This window comes from Vogesella sp. LIG4 (genome assembly GCF_900090205.1).
Lineage (GTDB): Bacteria > Pseudomonadota > Gammaproteobacteria > Burkholderiales > Chromobacteriaceae > Vogesella.
On record NZ_LT607802.1, the window covers coordinates 3,390,072 to 3,407,395 of the forward strand.

12 protein-coding genes are annotated in these 17,324 nt (G+C 61.9%); 7 read left to right on the plus strand and 5 right to left on the minus strand.

Going from position 1 to position 17,324, the window contains the following annotated elements; all coding sequences use genetic code 11:
- The first annotated feature begins 72 nt into the window (after positions 1-72).
- Entirely contained in the window at positions 73-720 is a 648-nt protein-coding gene (locus PSELUDRAFT_RS15720) for an HAD family hydrolase (protein WP_088967731.1), read from the plus strand.
- Between the two features lie 35 nt (positions 721-755).
- On the opposite strand, the gene PSELUDRAFT_RS15725 is transcribed toward PSELUDRAFT_RS15720, so the two are convergent.
- Together PSELUDRAFT_RS15725 and PSELUDRAFT_RS15730 are read right to left on the minus strand one after the other, a co-directional pair.
- Positions 756-2,468 carry a diguanylate cyclase domain-containing protein gene (locus tag PSELUDRAFT_RS15725; RefSeq protein WP_088967732.1) on the minus strand — a complete coding sequence of 571 codons (1,713 nt, stop codon included), beginning with the start codon at positions 2,466-2,468 and terminating at the stop codon, positions 756-758.
- On the minus strand, positions 2,465-3,511 hold the full coding sequence (locus PSELUDRAFT_RS15730; RefSeq protein ID WP_088968534.1) for an extracellular solute-binding protein: 1,047 nt from the start codon (positions 3,509-3,511) through the stop codon (positions 2,465-2,467). The genes PSELUDRAFT_RS15725 and PSELUDRAFT_RS15730 overlap by 4 nt, the downstream gene beginning before the upstream one ends.
- 301 nt (positions 3,512-3,812) lie before the next feature.
- Here PSELUDRAFT_RS15730 and hppD point away from each other — a divergent pair, with 301 nt between their 5' ends.
- Together hppD and PSELUDRAFT_RS15740 are read left to right on the plus strand one after the other, a co-directional pair.
- Positions 3,813-4,889, plus strand: a complete 1,077-nt coding sequence (gene hppD / locus PSELUDRAFT_RS15735; RefSeq protein WP_088967733.1) for a 4-hydroxyphenylpyruvate dioxygenase — start codon at positions 3,813-3,815, stop codon at positions 4,887-4,889.
- A gap of 29 nt (positions 4,890-4,918) precedes the next feature.
- Positions 4,919-7,210, plus strand: a complete 2,292-nt coding sequence (locus PSELUDRAFT_RS15740) for a heavy metal translocating P-type ATPase (protein ID WP_231895241.1) — start codon at positions 4,919-4,921, stop codon at positions 7,208-7,210.
- Positions 7,211-7,250: 40 nt separating this feature from the next.
- Here the strand turns inward: PSELUDRAFT_RS15740 and PSELUDRAFT_RS15745 are convergent, their stop codons facing one another.
- Positions 7,251-7,994, minus strand: coding sequence for an EAL domain-containing protein (locus tag PSELUDRAFT_RS15745; RefSeq protein WP_231895242.1), 744 nt, complete (start codon positions 7,992-7,994; stop codon positions 7,251-7,253).
- 376 nt (positions 7,995-8,370) lie between these two features.
- Between PSELUDRAFT_RS15745 and PSELUDRAFT_RS15750 the strand changes: the two genes are divergently transcribed.
- Positions 8,371-8,706, plus strand: coding sequence for a hypothetical protein (locus PSELUDRAFT_RS15750; RefSeq protein ID WP_197693889.1), 336 nt, complete (start codon positions 8,371-8,373; stop codon positions 8,704-8,706).
- A 227-nt stretch (positions 8,707-8,933) separates the two neighbouring features.
- On the opposite strand, the gene PSELUDRAFT_RS15755 is transcribed toward PSELUDRAFT_RS15750, so the two are convergent.
- Together PSELUDRAFT_RS15755 and gstA are read right to left on the minus strand one after the other, a co-directional pair.
- Entirely contained in the window at positions 8,934-9,611 is a 678-nt protein-coding gene (locus PSELUDRAFT_RS15755; RefSeq protein WP_088967735.1) for a glutathione S-transferase family protein, read from the minus strand.
- On the minus strand, positions 9,608-10,216 hold the full coding sequence (gstA, locus tag PSELUDRAFT_RS15760) for a glutathione transferase GstA (protein WP_088967736.1): 609 nt from the start codon (positions 10,214-10,216) through the stop codon (positions 9,608-9,610). The genes PSELUDRAFT_RS15755 and gstA overlap by 4 nt, the downstream gene beginning before the upstream one ends.
- 168 nt (positions 10,217-10,384) lie before the next feature.
- Here gstA and PSELUDRAFT_RS15765 point away from each other — a divergent pair, with 168 nt between their 5' ends.
- The 3 genes from PSELUDRAFT_RS15765 (at position 10,385) to PSELUDRAFT_RS15775 (ending at position 17,304) form a co-directional block, all read left to right on the plus strand.
- Positions 10,385-11,278: a LysR family transcriptional regulator gene (locus tag PSELUDRAFT_RS15765; RefSeq protein ID WP_088967737.1), complete on the plus strand. Its 894-nt coding sequence runs from the start codon at positions 10,385-10,387 to the stop codon at positions 11,276-11,278.
- 648 nt (positions 11,279-11,926) lie between these two features.
- Positions 11,927-16,177 carry a response regulator gene (locus PSELUDRAFT_RS15770; RefSeq protein ID WP_088967738.1) on the plus strand — a complete coding sequence of 1,417 codons (4,251 nt, stop codon included), beginning with the start codon at positions 11,927-11,929 and terminating at the stop codon, positions 16,175-16,177.
- Complete coding sequence (locus PSELUDRAFT_RS15775) at positions 16,174-17,304, plus strand: two-component system response regulator (RefSeq protein ID WP_088967739.1); 1,131 nt, start codon at positions 16,174-16,176, stop codon at positions 17,302-17,304. Before PSELUDRAFT_RS15770 ends, PSELUDRAFT_RS15775 begins: the two co-directional genes overlap by 4 nt.
- Positions 17,305-17,324: the final 20 nt, after the last annotated feature.

Consider the following 17,324-nt stretch of genomic DNA (forward strand, 5'->3'; position numbering starts at 1 on the left):
GCTGACGTAAACTCGTGCGGCCAACCTGCGCTCTAAAAGGTTGGCCGCATTTCTTTTGGAGACACCCGCAACATGATCAAGGCCGTACTGTTTGACCTTGACGGCACCCTGGCCGACACCGCCCGCGACCTGGGCGCCGCCCTCAACCGCCTGCTGGCCGAAGAAGGCCTGCCGCCGCAGCCGTACGAGGCAGTGCGCCCTATCGCCAGCCATGGCGCGCGCGGCCTGGTGAGCCTGGGCTTCGGCATCGACAAGAGCCACCCGCGCTTCGAGGAATACCGGCTGCGTTTCCTGGATCACTACGAGCACAGCTTCGCCGACAAGACGGTGCTGTTCGACGATATCAACCCGCTGATCGACGCACTGAACGCGCGCGCGCTGCAGTGGGGCATCATCACCAACAAGCCGATGCGTTTCACCGACCGGCTGGTACCGGCGCTGCCGTTCGCCAGCGCGCCGGCCGTGGTGGTAAGCGGCGACACCGTAGGCGTCGCCAAGCCGGACCCGGCACCGATGCTGCATGCCGCCCGGCAACTGGGCGTGGCGCCGCAGGAATGCCTGTACGTGGGCGATGCCGAGCGCGACATGCAAGCGGGGCGCGCAGTCGGCATGAAGACCGTGCTGGTGAACTGGGGCTATATCGCCGATGACGACGATACCGCCAGCTGGCCGGCCGACATCACCATCGACCAGCCACTGCAACTGCTGCAGCATCTGTAAGCTGCCCGGCCGGCGGCCTGGCCAGGCCGCCGGCGCTAGGGTTCGCCCTCTGCAAATCCGTAGCTGCCACCACCGCCGGCCTTGACGCGGTACATGGCGCGATCGGCGCCAATCAACAGCGCAGACGCCGATGCGCCGCCCTGCGGAAACACACTGATCCCCACGCTGGCGCCAACCCGCAGGGTAATGCCCTGAAAGGCAATGCCCAGCGCCAGGTTGTCCAGCATCTTGCGTGCCACGGCGGCGATGTCATGCTGCTGTCCGGGGCCATCCAGCAGCACCACGAACTCGTCGCCGCCCAGACGGGCGACGGTATCGACGGCCCGCACCGACTGGCGCAGGCGCTGGGCGATTTCCACCAGCACCACATCGCCGGCATCGTGCCCCCAGCCATCGTTGATGTCCTTGAAGTTGTCCAGGTCGATGAACAGCAGCGCCACATGCTCGCCGTGCCGCATCGCCCGGGTAATCGCCAGGTCCAGCCTGTCCTGCAGCATGCGCCGGTTGGGCAGGCCGGTAAGCGAGTCGTACTGCGCCAGCAGCTTGAGCTGCTCCTGGCTGGCCTGCAGCGACGCCACCTGCTCGCCGATCTGCAGCTGCATGTGGTGGAAGCTCTGCGCCAGCTCGCCGATTTCGTCGCGGCGGCCCAGCGGCAGCTCCGCCACCTGCTCGCCCCGCCCGAAACGGTTGGCCGCAACGGTCAGCTGCCGCAACGGCCGCAGCATGAACCGTGTCAGCAACACCGCCGCCAGCATGCCCAGCAAGCCCACTACCAGCACGCTCACCAGGATCAGCTGGCCCATCTGGTGCGAGCCGATCGCCCCTGCCGACAGGGGCTGCTCCAGCCCGACGTACAGCAAGTGGTCATCCGAATGCAGCTTCAGCGCCTGGCGCACGAACGCCAGCAACATGGGCGGGCTGGCAGTGTCCGCGTCCGTCTGCTGGAATGCCACCTGAGCGACACGGCCAGACAACAGAGGCGCGGTGGACGGGTATTCTTCCTGGATCAGCACCCGCCGCCCCCGGTCGAAGCCAAAGGTCTTGCTGCGGTCTGGATGAATCAGAATATCGCCCTGGCCATTGGCTAGAAACAGGTGCAGGTCGGACGGCAGGTCGGCAGCCAGCATGGCAAACAGCCCGTCCACATCGACATTGACCACCACCACGCCCAGCGCCCGCCCGCCATCGCCCACCACCGGCATGGCCACCTGCATCGACGGGCGCTCGGCGCCGGAATACAGCCCGCGCTCGTGGTTGATGGTGATGCGCGACATGTATATCGAGCCGGCAGGCAAGCGCAGCGTCTCGGACACATAGGGAAAGTGCCCCTTTTCCTGCAGGTCCTCGTCCGGCACGCGCTGCAACGACGCGCCCACGCGATCCACCCGCACCCGTTCCAGGCCGAAATTGCCGGCCGAGATCAGGCGGATCTGGAAGTAATCGGGGCTGGCCTTCATGATCAGTTCGAACAGCCGGGCCAGCTGTTCGTTGCTCTGCGCATCGGGATGCTGCAGCGTGCGCTGCACCAGGGGATGACTTGCCAGCACGTCCACATCGCGCGCCACTTCCTGCAGCGACGAATCCAGCCGCCGCCCCAGGATCTGCGTTGCGGCCAACAGTGTCTGCTGCGAGGACTCCACCAGCAGGTTGCGGCTGACGCTATAGCTGTACACCCCGACCAGGGAGGCAAACACCATGCCGACTGCGGCCAGCAACAGGGCCAGCTTGGCCGCGATGCCGAACCTCATGGCTGCAGCACCTTGCTGGCACGATCACCGGCCAGGATGCGCAGCCACAGCCGGTCGCGCTTTTCCTCGCTTTCCGGCGGTTCCAGCCAGACGATGCGGGCATTGCGGTTGAAATAAGGAGACGGCGACGTGGTATTGGCCAGCCCCTGCCGCTGCAGCAGCACGCGCCCGGGCATGTCTTCCAGCAGGAAGTTGATCCAGCGCAGCGCCAGCTGCGGGTCGCGCGCCTTGCGGTTGATCGCCCAGCAATCCAGCCACGCCAGCGCCCCTTCCCGGGGCACGATGTAGCCGGCGCTCACACCCGCCGCCTTGAGCAACTGCACCTGCTGCGAACCGAAGTTGGCGAACATCAGCGCGGCATGGCGCTCCTTGAACATCGTCACGGACTCTTCCGGCCCGGTATAGAAACCACTGACGTTACGACGCAAGGCGATCAGCTGCGCCACCGCCGCCGGCCATTGCTGTTCGCCGATGCGGAACGGCGAAGCAAAGCCCAGCGCCTGCGAGGCCAGCGAGAAACTGTGCACGCCACCGTTATAGGCAATCACCTTGCCCTGGTAGCGGTGGTCCCACATGACGGAGATGCTGTCCGGCGGCTGCGAAAACTGCTTGCGATCGTAAATCAGCCCCATCTCGGAATAGGTGTAGGGAATGGCATAGGTCTTGCCGCCATGCACCAGGCCGGGAATGCTCTGCCGCTGCCGGAAGCGCGGCAGCTGACGCGCCAGGTTGGGGATGCCCGCGGTATTGATATCCGTGACCAGCCGCTGCTGGATATAGCGCTGCAGTTCGGCGGTGTTCAGCGCCAGCACGTCGTAGTCTGCGCCGTTATTGTTATTGAAGCGCCGCCACAGTTCAGCGTCGTTCTCGACAAAGGTGACTTCTACCTTGCTGGAGGTGCGTTGCTCGAATTCCTTGACCACATCCGGGTCCGCATAACCTGGCCAGGTCAGCACCCGCAGCACGCCTTCCGCGTGCGCAGGCAGGGCCAGCGCCAGCAGCAATACCTGCACTGCCCAGGTCCGCTGGTCAATTAACTGCATGATTGAGGCTTTCTCGTTTTTGATTTCGTCGCCGGCGGTGGCCGCCGGGCGGGCCACCGGACATCCGGCACTGCCTTCCTATAGATACTAGATACCACTGCTTAAACCTCAACCACAAGCGCGCTACAACATCTTTAAAATCAACAGCACAACGGCATGAAGCGGGAGCCGTTATCGCCAAAATGGCATAACGCTGCCCGCCCCCTGGCGCCGGAAAGCAGCAATTCCCGGCGGTGGCAACTATTGTTTTATCAGGTACAGCACGCATTGCCGTGCCCGACACCACACAGGAGGCAGCAAGATGGCGGATCTGTTCGATAACCCGATGGGGTTGATGGGCTTCGAATTCGTGGAATTTGCCTCGCCGGAGGCCAATACCCTGCAACCCATCTTCAACATGCTGGGTTTCAGCAAGGTGGCACACCATCGCTCCAAGGACGTGGACCTGTATCGTCAGGGCGGCATCAATTTCATCCTCAACAACGAGCCACACAGCCAGGCCGCCTACTTTGCCGCCGAGCACGGTGCCGCAGCCTGCGGCATGGCATTCCGGGTGCGCGACTCGCACCTTGCCTATCGCCGCGCGCTGGAGTTGGGCGCCCAGCCGGTGGAGATTCCCACCGGGCCGATGGAACTGCGCCTGCCTGCCATCAAGGGCATAGGCGGCGCACCGCTGTACCTGATCGACCGTTTCGAAGACGGCAAGTCCATCTACGACATCGATTTTGAATTCCTGCCCGGCGTGGAGCCGCACCCGGTCGGCCATGGCTTCCGGGTCATCGACCACCTCACCCACAACGTGTACCGCGGCCGCATGGCCTACTGGGCAGCGTTCTACGAAAAGCTGTTCAACTTCAGGGAAATACGCTACTTCGACATCAAGGGCGAATACACCGGGCTCACCTCGCGCGCCATGACGGCGCCGGACGGGCTGATCCGCATCCCGCTCAATGAGGAAGGCGGCTCCGGCCACGGCCAGATCGAAGAATTCCTGATGCAGTTCAATGGCGAAGGCATCCAGCACATCGCGCTGCTTTGCGACGACCTGCTGGCCAGCGTGGATCGCTTGCGCGCCGCCGGCGTGCCCCTGATGACAGCCCCGCCGGCCACCTACTATGAAATGCTGGATGAGCGCCTGCCCGCACACGGCGAACAGGCTGCCGAGTTGCAGTCACGCGGCATTCTGCTGGATGGCAGTACCGCCGACGGGCAGCGGCGCCTGCTGCTGCAGATTTTTTCGCAGACCCTGCTGGGGCCGGTATTTTTCGAATTCATCCAGCGCAAGGGCGACGACGGCTTTGGCGAAGGCAACTTCAAGGCGCTGTTCGAATCCATGGAGCGCGACCAGATACGCCGCGGCGTACTGAAAGCCGATTAGCAGCCAACCCATCAGCCAAGAGAGAGCATGTGGCATCCATCTTCACCAGCAAGCTGAACCTTGCCCTGCTCGTCGTGGCTATCGGCAGCTTGCTTGCCGGCGTGGCATCCTACCCGCTGCACCACGGCGCACTGGCGCGCCAACTCTGGGGCATCGGCGTGCTGCCGATGCTGGGCATCCTGCTCTACGACACCGCCGGCAGCCTGCTGCAGCGCAAGGCGGGGGTGGATTTTCTCGCCCTGCTGTCGATACTGCTGGCCCTGTTCCTTGGCGAAATGCTGACCGCCTCCGTGATCAGCCTGATGCTGGCCAGCGGGCGGGCGCTGGAAGACTACGCCTCCTCGCAGGCGCAACGGGAAATGTCCGCGCTGCTGCAGCACGCCCCGCGCTTTGCCCACCGCTTCCAGGATGGTGAATGGCGCAAGATCGACATCAAGGAAATAGCCCCTGGCAACCGCCTGCTGGTGCGCAATGGCGAAGTAGTGCCGGCCGACGGCAACCTGCTGACCCCCGCCCAGCTTGACGAATCCGCGCTGACTGGCGAACCGCTGCCCATCGGCCGTGCCGCCGGTGAAGCCATTGCCAGCGGTGCGCTCAATGCCGGCCAGCCGTTCGAACTGCTGGCCACCTCCAGCAGCGAACACAGCACCTTTGCCGGCATCCTGCGCCTGATGCACTCGGCGCAGCAGCAGCAAAGCCCCTCGGCCAGGCTGGCCGACCGCTACGCGCTGCTGTTCATCCCGCTCACCCTGTTCATCGCGCTGTTCGCCTGGCTGGTCAGCAACGACCTGAACCGGGTGCTGGCCGTACTGGTGGTAGCCACCCCCTGCCCGCTGATCCTGGCCGTGCCGGTCGCCATCGTGTCCGGCATGTCCAGCTGCGCCAAGCGCGGCGTACTGGTGAAAAGCGGCGCCGCACTGGAGCGCCTGGCGCAGGCCAACTCTCTGTTTTTCGACAAAACCGGCACCCTCACCGGCGGCCACGCCCGCCTGGCGGTGATCCAGGTTTCCAGCGGCATCAAGCCCGACAACGTTCTATGGTTGGCCGCATCGCTGGAGCAGGCCTGCAACCATGTACTAGCGGAATCCATCGTTACCGCCGCACGCGAGCGGGCCATCGCGCTGGCGCTGCCGCACAGCGCCGAAGAAGCCCCCGGCGCCGGCATCAGCGGCGACATCGCCGGCCACCGGGTGGCCGTCGGTTCCTACGATTTCGTGAGCAGCCAGGCCATCCCCGCCCCCTGGAGCCCGCTGTTCCTGCAACGCCTGGCCTATGAGGGTGCCAGTGGCGTGTTCGTCAGCATGGATGGCGTGATGGTGGGTGCGCTGCAACTGGTGGACAAGCTGCGGCTGGACACCCCGCGGGCGCTACGCCGGCTGGCGCTGGCCGGCCTGGGGCATATCGTCATGCTGACCGGCGACCGCAAGGACATTGCCGGCACCCTGGGCAACCAGCTGGGTGTAAGCGAAGTGCTGGCCGAGCAGACGCCGGCCGACAAGCTGACCGCCATACGCCGCGCCCGCGAGAGCGGCATCGTGGTAATGGTGGGCGATGGGGTGAACGATGCGCCGGCACTGGCCGCCGCCGATGTCGGCGTCGCCATGGGCGCCCGTGGCGCCGCTGCCGCGGCGGAAGCGGCGGATGTCGTCTTGCTGGTGGACCGGCTGGACCGGCTGGTGGAGGCGCTGCACATGGCCCGCCGGGCCCGGCGCATCGCCGCGCAGAGCGTCATCCTGGGCATGGGGCTGTCCATCGCCGCCATGTTGGCCGCAGCCACCGGCAACCTCACACCAATAGCCGGCGCACTGCTGCAGGAGATCATCGACGTGGCCGCCATTCTGAATGCGCTGCGTGCACGCCGTGTCGTGCCGGGCAATGGCAGCCACATGACGGCGCAGGATGCGGAGCAGCTGTCAGCCGAGCATCGCGAGCTGGAATCGCTGCTGAGCGAAGTGTCGCAACTGGCTGACCGCCTGCCGGATCTGGCCGGCCCGCAGGCGGTAAAGGAACTGGGCGCGCTGTCTCAATCGCTGAGCGAACACCTGCTGCCGCATGAGCAGCAGGAAGATCACGAACTGTACCCGGAGCTGGCCAGGCAACTGGGGGGCGACGACCCGATGGCGGCGATGAGCGGCACCCACCGCGAGATTTTCCGCATCACCCGCCTGCTGGATCGCATGATCGGCGACCTGCCCGCCGACGGCCCATCGCCACCGGCAGTGCAGGAACTGCAGCGCCTGCTGTACGGGCTGGATGCCATTCTGCACCTGCACTTTGCGCAGGAAGAGGAGCTGTATCACAGCCTGAGTGCGCCGACCTAGCCCCCGCCAGGCCAGGCTGCGCCGGGCCGCGCGGCCTTGGTCAGGCTACTTCATTTACCGCCACGCGCACGGCGGTCATCTCATCAACCAGTCGGTCGATTTCCAGTGGCGCACACAGCAGATTGCCCTGCACATATTTCACCCCGGCCGTATAGGCAAACTGCATCTGCAGCGCAGTTTCCGGGCCGTTGACGATGATCTGGCAATTGAAGTTTTCCAGCAGTCTGACAACATCTTTCAGCGCGCCGTGGAATTTGGATTCATAGCACCAGCGCAAAAAAACCGTGTCCAGCTTCACGTAACTCGGCAGCGTCGCCACAATCTGGAAAAAACTGTTGCCATAGTGGCCATAGCCATCCAGCGCCAGCTGCCCGCCCTGCGACAGCAGCCGACACACTACCGGGTGCGCATCCATTGCTTCCGCACGCTGCGCAACATCCACCTGCGCCACCAGCACCATACCCAGCTCCTGGCAGCGCTCGCCCAGAAAGCCCAGCAGATCGCGGGCATGGTCGAGATGCAGTTCCGAAATGGTGATGAACAGCCGTTTGACATCCAGCCGCACCAGGCTGTCCAGATCGCTCATGACATGCAGCAGGCCATGCCGCAGCAATTTGATCTGGGTTTCGTATTGCTGGTTCGGTAGCGATGCCGCCAACTCGGCGGGCAACAGATAAACCTCTACCCCGAGCATGACATCATTCATCTGGAAAATAGGCTGGTAGTGCGGGCGGTGAATTTTGTCCATGGCGTGATCTCCCGGGTGACTCCCTGATCCCGCCAACTATAGGTTTTCATCCTTCGCGCAATTTCTAACAATGCTCAGAGACTATTAACCAAGCTGAACACAGCACCGAAATTACCAGCCACCATCAATTCACCAGCTAGGGGCAGGCACGGCCACGCCGCCCAGCAGCATCCAGACTGCCCGGCCGCTTGCGGCCAACGTAGCTCGCGCGGAACGGACGCCCCGTCGGTGAACACCGCATCGCATGGCCCGCCCCTCCCGCTCCTACCAGCTCTGTAGTCATAGCAAGCCTGGCCGCAGCAACCAGCAAAACAGCACTTCATCCAGTCACGACCGCCCCCCACAAACATGCATCGGGCATTACAAAGCCGTGCGAATGGCGTAGATTTACATTTAATGACATTTATACCCAATGACATTAACACCTCGCCACGACCACGCCATGCACCGCAAGCCACTACCACTACTGACTGCCATCGCCACCTGCCTGCTGCTGAGCCTGCCCATCCAGGCCAAGACGCCGCCCAAACAGCAGGCCAGCGACGAGCAGATCAAGCAGCTGCTGATCCAGGAGTCCATCGACGACTACCCCGGCAACTGCCCCTGCCCCTACAACAGCACCCGCAATGGCAGCAGTTGCGGCAAGCGCAGCGCCTACAGCCGGCCCGGTGGTTACGCACCGCTGTGCTACAAGCAGGACATCACCCCCGCCATGATCCGCCAGTACCGCGAAGAGCACGGCATGTAGCGTCGCCACGGGGGCACCATCGAAGCGGGCAGGTACCAGACTCTGCTCCCGTACTTCAAGCTCAGCCATGGCAGGCTCCGCTACAGGATGTTCCCGCCCTGCCGTGGTAGCGCACACCGGAAGCCATACCAAGGCTTACTCCTCGTGGCGGCCTAGGATGTTGCAACAAGGTTGGCCGCACGCCTTGCCACCGTGCGGCCAACCTGTTGCCGGGCATCGGTCGGCGGCTAAGCCGCACCGGCGGCCTGCGCCAGCCGCGACAACTGCGAGCCGCGCGCAATGACGAACTCGCGCAGGGCGTCCAGGTAGTCCGGCCGCACGGCGGCGCGTACCGACGGGCGCGCCTGCAACGCCGCCCGCCAGCGCGCGAGCCGGGGCAGATCAGGCCAGAAGCCGAAGTCGCCAATGGCATCGAACAGCTCGAAATAGCGGAACACCGGGCCGAATATCGCATCGACCATGCCGAACGACTCGCCGGCAAAATACGGCCCCTCCCCCAACGCGGCCTCAAGCTGCAGCAGCCGGGCACGGATCTGCGCCGCCTGCGCCGCCAGCTGCTCTGCATCGCCGGCGTTGTAGAAGCCGGCAATCAACCCCAGCAGCGCCGAGCCGAACTCCATCCAGGCCCGGTGGCGGGCACGCTGCAGCGCATCCTCCGGATGCAGCCGGGGCAGCGTGGTCTCGTCCAGGTATTCGCAGATCACCGCCGATTCGAATATCGGCTCGTCCCCGACCAGCAGCAGCGGCGTCTTGCCCAGCGGCGACAGGCGGCGGAACCACTCCGGCTTGGCCGCAAGGTCGATATCACGCCGCTCGAATGGCTGCGATTTCTCCGCCAGCACGATGGCCGCACGCTGCACATACGGACACAGCACGTGCGACACCAGCAGCAGCGGCGCGCTCATGACTGCAGCCCCTCGGCCTGCAACGCTGCCGCCACGGCGGGACGCTGCGCCACGCGCTGCAGATAGGCGGTGAGGTGCGGGTAGCCGTCCAGCGGTATCGCCAGCAGCCTGGCCCAGCTGATGATGGTGAAGGCGTAGGCATCGGCCACGCTGTAATCGCCGGCCAGGAACGGCTGGCGGTGCAGGCGCGCATCAAGCTCGGCAAAGCGGGCCGCCAGCTTGTCTTTCACCGTCTGCCGCGTGCTTGCCGCCGTCTCCTTGTGCCACAGCCACGGGCTGAACACCTTGTGCAGCTCGGTACCGACAAAGGTGAGCCACTCCAGCACCGCGAGCCGCCGCGATGAGCCGGGTGCGCCGATCAGCGCCTGCGATACATCCAGGTCGGCCACGTACTGCAGCAGTGCCGCCGCTTCGGTATGCCGGCTGCCGTCATCCAGCTCCAGCAGCGGCACATAGCCGCGCGGTGCAATGCTGCGGTAATCACGGCCATCTGCCGTGGTGTAGCTGGTCAGGTCGACAGCCATGCTGTCGAAGGCCGCGCCGACTTCATGCAGGGCAATGTGTACGGCGAGCGAGCAGGCACCGGGTGTGTAGTAAAGCTTCATGTCAAGACTCCTGAAGTAGAGGGAAAGGCCGTCACACGCCAGCGGGAGCAAGCCAGCGCTGTGCGCCATCGCCGGCCCACGGCATTCCGGTCAGTGCATTGCAAAGCACCGGATGGTGAACGACACTTGCACTGTAGAATTGCCATAACGCAATGAGAATTGGCGAACATGAAATCAGTTATTGCACAGACGCAATACAATCCGCAGCCTGCCGATCTGGCGCTGATCCTGGCACTGGTGCGTACCGGCAACCTCGCCGCCGCCGGCGAGCGCCTGGGGGTGGATCCATCAACGGTATTCCGGGCCTTGCAGCGCATCGAACGCGCCATGGGCCGCAGCCTGTTTGCCCGCACGCGCAGCGGCTACCAGCCGGCCGAGCTGGCACTGCAGCTGGCGGAGCATGCGGAAAAACTGGAAACCATCCTGGAAGCGGCACACGCCACGGTGGCCGCCGAACCGGAACAAGTCGCCGGCAGCGTGCTGCTCACCACCACCGACACTGTGCTGCACGGCCTGGTGGCACCCGCCATGCGCGAGCTGTGCCAGCGCCACCCGCTGCTGTGCTGCGCCTTTCACACCGGTAACGAACTGGCCAGCCTGACACGTCGCGACGCCGATATCGCCATCCGTGCCACCCGCCGCCCGCCACCTCACCTGGTAGGCAAACAGCTGGGGCACATCCGCGTCGCCATCTACGGCCCGCGCCACGGCCCGGCCCCCGACCTGGCACAGGTGATGGCCGGCCAGGGGGACTGGGTGGCACCCGACGACGCCCTGCCCGAGCACCCGTCGGTACTCTGGCGCAAGCGGCACCTGCCCAAGGTAGTACCACGCCATCGCGTCAACAGCATCCTGTCGGTGATGGAGTTGGTGGCGCTGGGTATGGGGGTGGGAATCGCGCCGCTGTTCATTGCCGAAGGGCGCCACGACCTGGTCCGGCTCAGCGAGCCACTGGTGGAATGCGAGACGGAACTGTGGCTGCTGACACACCCGGAATCGCGCCACCTGCGCCGCATCGCTACGGTCTACAGCCACCTGGCACAGACGCTGCAGCTGCCGTGAACGGCAAAGATTGGCCGCAAATGACGAAGCGAGGCCGATATAGCTGCTTACCGCAGAATGATAAAACAGAAAAATGAATTACTGCAGGCGATAACAAAACCTGGTACAGGGCCAAAAATAAATATTAAACCATTAAAGACATGGCTTTATTTTTGAAAACTTTTAGCTCGCAACCAGCCAAAAACAGCTTGTGCACGAGACCAAGCCGAAGCCGCAGTCCACTACTCGCCCCTCAACCAGATAAGCAGCGCGCTACAGGCATATCACCTTCTCAGACCTGATTCGAAATCTTTAATTCTCGCCCCAAAGCGATCCTGCAATATTTATCATATTTTGCAAGGGCGTCTTAACATCATGAGTAACGCCCTGCCTGTTGAATGTGCCTAGCTTAAAATCCAGGGCAGCCGCGAAGACCCGGCATCCCGCAGGCACTGAACTTACACCTTCCAAAATGAATACTGGCTTAGTAAACGAGCTTCCGGTACATTGAAACTTGGATGATGGACTACCTTGGCAGATAGCAAGCTGAGCAAGTGCACCTCTTTAAGCCAGTTTTGCCTGCCACCCCGGGCACAGCCCTCCCAATGCCCCACCGAGAGGTTACCAGTGCCCTCCAAGCCGGATACACGCCCTACGATTCAAGACTACTTGCTCAAAAGAATTTTGAGCATCGTAATACTGGCGTTCGTCATCTTCGCAGGTGCCACCTACTTTGTCGTCATCCGCCCGGCACAAAATGAACTAGCTCGTACCGCGATGGCCCGCGCCTCGGAACTGGTCGAAAACGATGTCCGCCGCCTGTTCGGGCATGCAGAGCAGCAATTGATCTCCATGCGGGACTGGGGCCGTAGCGGCATGTTGCAGATTAATGCGCCTCAACATTTCGCGGACCTGTTCATCCCGATCCTGAAAGCCCACCGGCAAATTTCGGCAGCAATTTATGCCGATGGCCAAGGGCGCTATATGGAGATCAATCCCGACCCCGACCAGAGCAGCGGCTGGATAGTGCGTGTTGCCGACATTCCCGGGCACGGCGCCAAACAGCACTGGATCCACTACGACAATACCGGCAATTTCGTGCGCGACGAGTGGCTTGATCGCCTTTACGATGCGAGAACACGCCCGTGGTACAAGGAAGCGCAGGCAACGCCACCTGGCCAGATCCACTGGACAGACCCCTACCCGTTTTTCGCCCGTAAAGACGTGGGAATTACCGCCGCGACACGGTGGGCGGACAGCAAGACCGGCGAAACTCACGTGGTTGCCTTTGATGTACTGCTACTCGACCTGACCCGTTTCACCTCGCAGCTACAAGTCGGCAGCAACGGCAGTGCCGCCCTGCTGACCGCGAATGGGAAGCTGCTTGCCGCCCCCAGAGCTGCCCATAAGCAGCCTGACGGCAACCTCATGGGCCACCTGTTCAAAACACCGCAGGAGGCCGGCTCGATCCCGCTTGCAGCTGCGCTCGACTGGTGGCATGCCGCTGGAGCCCCAACCAGCCATGCGGGCTTTTTCGACGTCAACGATGAACCCTGGATCGGGCGGTTCAGGCAACTTCAATTCAGTGACCTGAAGCTCTATGTTGCCACGCTGGGGCCCAGAAGCGATTTCACCCTGACATCCAGCTGGCACACCACTGCAATGGGATTCATGATCGCTGCAGTTCTCATCTTGGTACTCATGGTTGCCCGCCGCTTCTCCCAACGCTTTGCCAAGGCGGTGGATCTCCTGGTAGTGGAAAGCGAACGCATCGGCAACTTGCAGCTTGACCAGCCCGTGAGCCTCCCCGCCCATACCCGCGAAATCGACAAGCTGGTCCAGGCCCAGGAGCACATGCGGGTGATGCTGCTGGGCGCCACGCGCGGGCTCGAAGCCAAAGTAACTGAACGCACCCAGGACCTGAAGAAGCTGGCCAGTGAACAGGAGTTGCTGCTCTCGAATATCCAGATCGGCGTGCTGTACACCGGGGATGGCCAGATTCTGCAGGCGAATCCCAAGTTTGCAGAAATTCTTGGCTATGCCCACCCGGACGCCCTGCTTGGCAAGTCTGCCCTGCGCTTGTTTCCTACGGTTGCAGACGCTCGGCGATTCAAGCAGGCCGCAATGCCGGCGCTGGTGCAAGACGCTGCCCTGGACATCGAATGGGAGGGAGCACGTCAGGACGGCTCGACTTTTCTTGCCCACGCCATTGCACGCGAGATTCCTTCAACGGAATACCATTCCGCCATCATCTGGATGGTGGAAGACATTACCGAGCGTCGCAACGCCGAACGCCGCATCAAGGAATTTTCAGTATTCCTGCAAACCATGATCGACCGGATTCCCAATCCGGTCTTCTACACGGACGAGAATGCCCACCTGCTCGGTTGCAATCAGGCCTTCGAACAGGCGTTCGGGGTGTTACGCAACCATATCGTGGGTCACTCGCTGTACGAACTCGATTTCCTGGCTGCTGCCAATCGCCTGGCCTTGCAGACAGAGAGCGAACGCATAATCGCCGAGGGCGCCGTTGCCAGTCGGGAACTGGTGCTTCCCTTTGCGGATAATTACCAGCACCACACGCTTTACTCTATCAGCGGGTTTTACAAAGAGGATGGCTCGCCCGGCGGAATGGTCGGGGTCATTGTCGACATCGAGCCCATGAAGGAAGTGCAAAGGGCACTTGCCGACGGTAACGCCGAATTACGCATCGCCAAACAGGTGGCTGAAGAGGCAACCCAGGCCAAGTCCATGTTCTTGGCGAACATGAGCCATGAGATCCGCACACCGATGAATGCCATCATCGGCATGTCGCACTTGGCGCTTAAAACGGATCTGACACCGAAACAACGCGACTATGTCGCCAAGATTCACAATGCCGGCACCGCCCTGCTTGGCATCATTAACGATATTCTCGACTTCTCGAAGGTGGAGGCTGGCAAGCTCGATCTGGAACAAATACCGTTCCGCCTGGACGAAGTGCTCGAAAACGTGACCTCTCTGGTGGCACAACAGGCATACGACAAAGGCCTGGAACTGCTATTCGATATCGCCCCCGACGTACCGCTGGCCCTGCAGGGAGACCCCTTGCGGCTTGGACAGGTGTTCACCAACCTGGTCAGCAACGCGGTCAAGTTCACCGAGCAGGGACAAATTGCCATTGCAGTACAACGTCTCGATCATATCGGCGATAAGGTGCACTTGAAGATTGAAGTTAGCGACACCGGCATCGGCATGACTCGTGAACAGGCGGCCAAGCTGTTCCAGGCCTTCAGCCAAGCAGACGGCTCAACTACACGCAAGTACGGCGGCACCGGGCTGGGCCTCGCCATTTGCAAGCGTATTGTGGATTTGATGGGGGGAGCGCTGCAGATCGACTCGGCCCTGGGCCAAGGCAGTACGTTCAGCTTTACGGTCTGGCTCAGTCTTGGCGACCAATCGGCACTACCGCGCAAGATCGTACCGGCATCCCTTTGCGGCATGCATGCCCTGGTTGTCGATGACAATGCGACCGCCAGGGAAATCTTGTCCGAGATGCTGCGCAGTATCGGCCTGGTACCTCACATGGCGGCGTCTGGGCAAGAAGCGCTGGCGGCCACGTCCGCGGCAATGTCCAGTCATCCATTCAGCGTGGTCTTCCTGGATTGGGAAATGCCGCAGATGGACAGCGTCGAAACAGCCTCGCGCCTGCATCGGATCGCCCCTTCTCTCCCCATTGTGGTGGTGACAACCTTCGGGCATGAGGACGTGCGCGAACAGGCCGAAGCAGAGGGCACCGGCATCTTCCTCACCAAACCGGTGAGCCAGTCTTCACTGGTCGATACGCTAATCATGATGTTTGCGCCTGATCAGGCACAACGGGCTCCTGCTGTATCGATACACCAGGAATACAAACCACTGCAGAACGCCCGGGTACTGCTTGCAGAGGACAACGACATCAATCAGCAAATCGCTCGCGAACTACTGGAAAGCGCCGGAGCGAGCGTTGCCATTGCCAACAACGGCCGTGAAGCGATAGAGATGCTTGCCGCCGCGGGCCAAGCCTACTACGACATAGTGCTGATGGACCTGCAAATGCCGGAAATGGGAGGCATCGAAGCAATGCAACACATCAGGGCCAGTGCGCAGCTTGCCGATCTACCCATCATCGCGATAACGGCGCATGCGCAGGCTGAAGAGTATCAACGCTGCATCGAAGCCGGCATGGTGGACCACATCGCCAAACCGCTGGAACCGCTGGGAATGCTGCAGACAGTCGCCAGGTGGATCAGGCGTGCGCCTGCAGTCGCCACCCAGGCCGAAAAAATGCCCTCAGCCCAAGTGACGCCGGGTACGCGGCTACCCGCCCCCTCAGTCGGGCTGAAACGTGCCGCAGGAAACCAGGACCCATACCACAAGCTCTTGCAGCAGTTTGTCGAAAACCAGGCTGGTGCAGGCGAGCATATCCTGCAGCTACTGCAAGCGGGCGACTTGGCAGGCGCCGAACGGGAAGCCCATACCGTCAAAGCCGTAGCATGCAATCTCGGCCTCCATCAACTGCAAGCAAGTGCCGAAGCGCTCGAATCGGAGATCCGGGGAAACCGCCCCCCGGAATCTGCCCTCTCGAATTTCCAGGCAGACCTTGATGCTGCAGTCCAGAAACTACGCAATTTTGCACCTTCCGTGACAGGGGGCAGTCAGCCGCCTATCGGCGAAACCATCGCTGCGGCCAACCATCTTGTTACCTTGCTGGCACGCGCCGATGGCGAAGCAGTCGACTATTTCTTCGAACAAACCGCTGCGCTCAAGGCATTGCTGGCGAACAAAGATTTTGCCTCTTTGGAAATGGAAGTCACCAATTACGATTTTGATGGCGCGCTTGACCGACTTCACCGGGTAGCACAAGAACGAGGCATCACGCTTCAGGAGCAGGCATCATGAATGGAACCCGCGATGTTCGTCCCGTGCCAACGGTACTGATCGTCGACGACACGCCGCAAAACATCACGCTGATGAGCGGCCTGCTGAAGGATCACTATCGCACGCGCATTGCCACCAGCGGCGAGCGCGCATTACAAGCAGCGGCCATGAGCCCCCTGCCCGACCTGATCCTGCTCGACATCATGATGCCAGGCATGGATGGCTACGAAGTATGCCTGCGACTGAAAGCCAACCCGCTGCTCAAAAACATCCCGGTCATCTTCCTTACCGCCAAGACAGCTACCGAAGACGAGCAGAAAGGATTCAACTGCGGCGCGGTCGATTACATCTCCAAGCCGGTTTCTCCCCCCATCGTACTGGCCAGGGTAAAAAATCATCTATCCCTCAAGGCGGCGACTGATTTTCTGAAAGACCAGAATGCCTATCTTGAGGCCGAGGTTGCCAAGCGCACGAGTGAAGTGCAAATGATCAAGAAAGTCACCATTACCGCCATGGCTTCCCTGGCGGAGGCTCGCGACAACGAAACCGGCAATCATATTCACCGCACGCAACACTACGTCAAATTACTGGCGGAGAAACTGCATGATCACCCCAGGTTCGCAAATTTCCTCACCACAGAAACCATAGACCTGCTATTCGAATCCGCCCCACTACATGACATCGGCAAAATAGGCATTCCGGACGCTATCCTACTCAAACCGGGCAAACTTACACCCGAAGAGTTCGAGATCATGAAAACCCATACCACCCTGGGCAGGGATGCCATCGCCAAGGCAGAGCAGCAAATGGCCGCACCCAGTACATTTCTGCGCTTTGCCCGAGAAATCGCGCACTACCACCAGGAGAAGTGGGATGGTTCCGGTTACCCGGAGGGCCTTGCCGGAGAGGATATTCCGGTTTCGGCACGCCTCATGGCGCTAGCCGATGTATACGATGCACTGATTTCGCGGCGGGTATATAAGCCGGCATACCCCCACGACGAGGCCGTGGACATAATCCGGCAAGGCAGCGGCAAACACTTCGACCCCGATATGGTAGATGCCTTTCTGGCAATTCATACCTCATTCCACCAAATCGCAGAGCGTTTTGCCGACAACGAAGAAGAGAGCAAACTTGTGAGTCGCTAGCGCTACTCATCACCAATACT

What these genes read in the sequence shown, in the direction of transcription:
- PSELUDRAFT_RS15720 (WP_088967731.1), top strand. Translation starts at nt 73, where the DNA reads ATGATCAAGGCCGTACTGTTTGACCTTGACGGCACCCTGGCCGACACC.
- PSELUDRAFT_RS15725 (WP_088967732.1), bottom strand. Translation starts at nt 2,468, where the DNA reads ATGAGGTTCGGCATCGCGGCCAAGCTGGCCCTGTTGCTGGCCGCAGTC.
- PSELUDRAFT_RS15730 (WP_088968534.1), bottom strand. Translation starts at nt 3,511, where the DNA reads ATGCAGTTAATTGACCAGCGGACCTGGGCAGTGCAGGTATTGCTGCTG.
- hppD (WP_088967733.1), top strand. Translation starts at nt 3,813, where the DNA reads ATGGCGGATCTGTTCGATAACCCGATGGGGTTGATGGGCTTCGAATTC.
- PSELUDRAFT_RS15750 (WP_197693889.1), top strand. Translation starts at nt 8,371, where the DNA reads ATGACATTAACACCTCGCCACGACCACGCCATGCACCGCAAGCCACTA.
- PSELUDRAFT_RS15755 (WP_088967735.1), bottom strand. Translation starts at nt 9,611, where the DNA reads ATGAGCGCGCCGCTGCTGCTGGTGTCGCACGTGCTGTGTCCGTATGTG.
- gstA (WP_088967736.1), bottom strand. Translation starts at nt 10,216, where the DNA reads ATGAAGCTTTACTACACACCCGGTGCCTGCTCGCTCGCCGTACACATT.
- PSELUDRAFT_RS15765 (WP_088967737.1), top strand. Translation starts at nt 10,385, where the DNA reads ATGAAATCAGTTATTGCACAGACGCAATACAATCCGCAGCCTGCCGAT.
- PSELUDRAFT_RS15775 (WP_088967739.1), top strand. Translation starts at nt 16,174, where the DNA reads ATGAATGGAACCCGCGATGTTCGTCCCGTGCCAACGGTACTGATCGTC.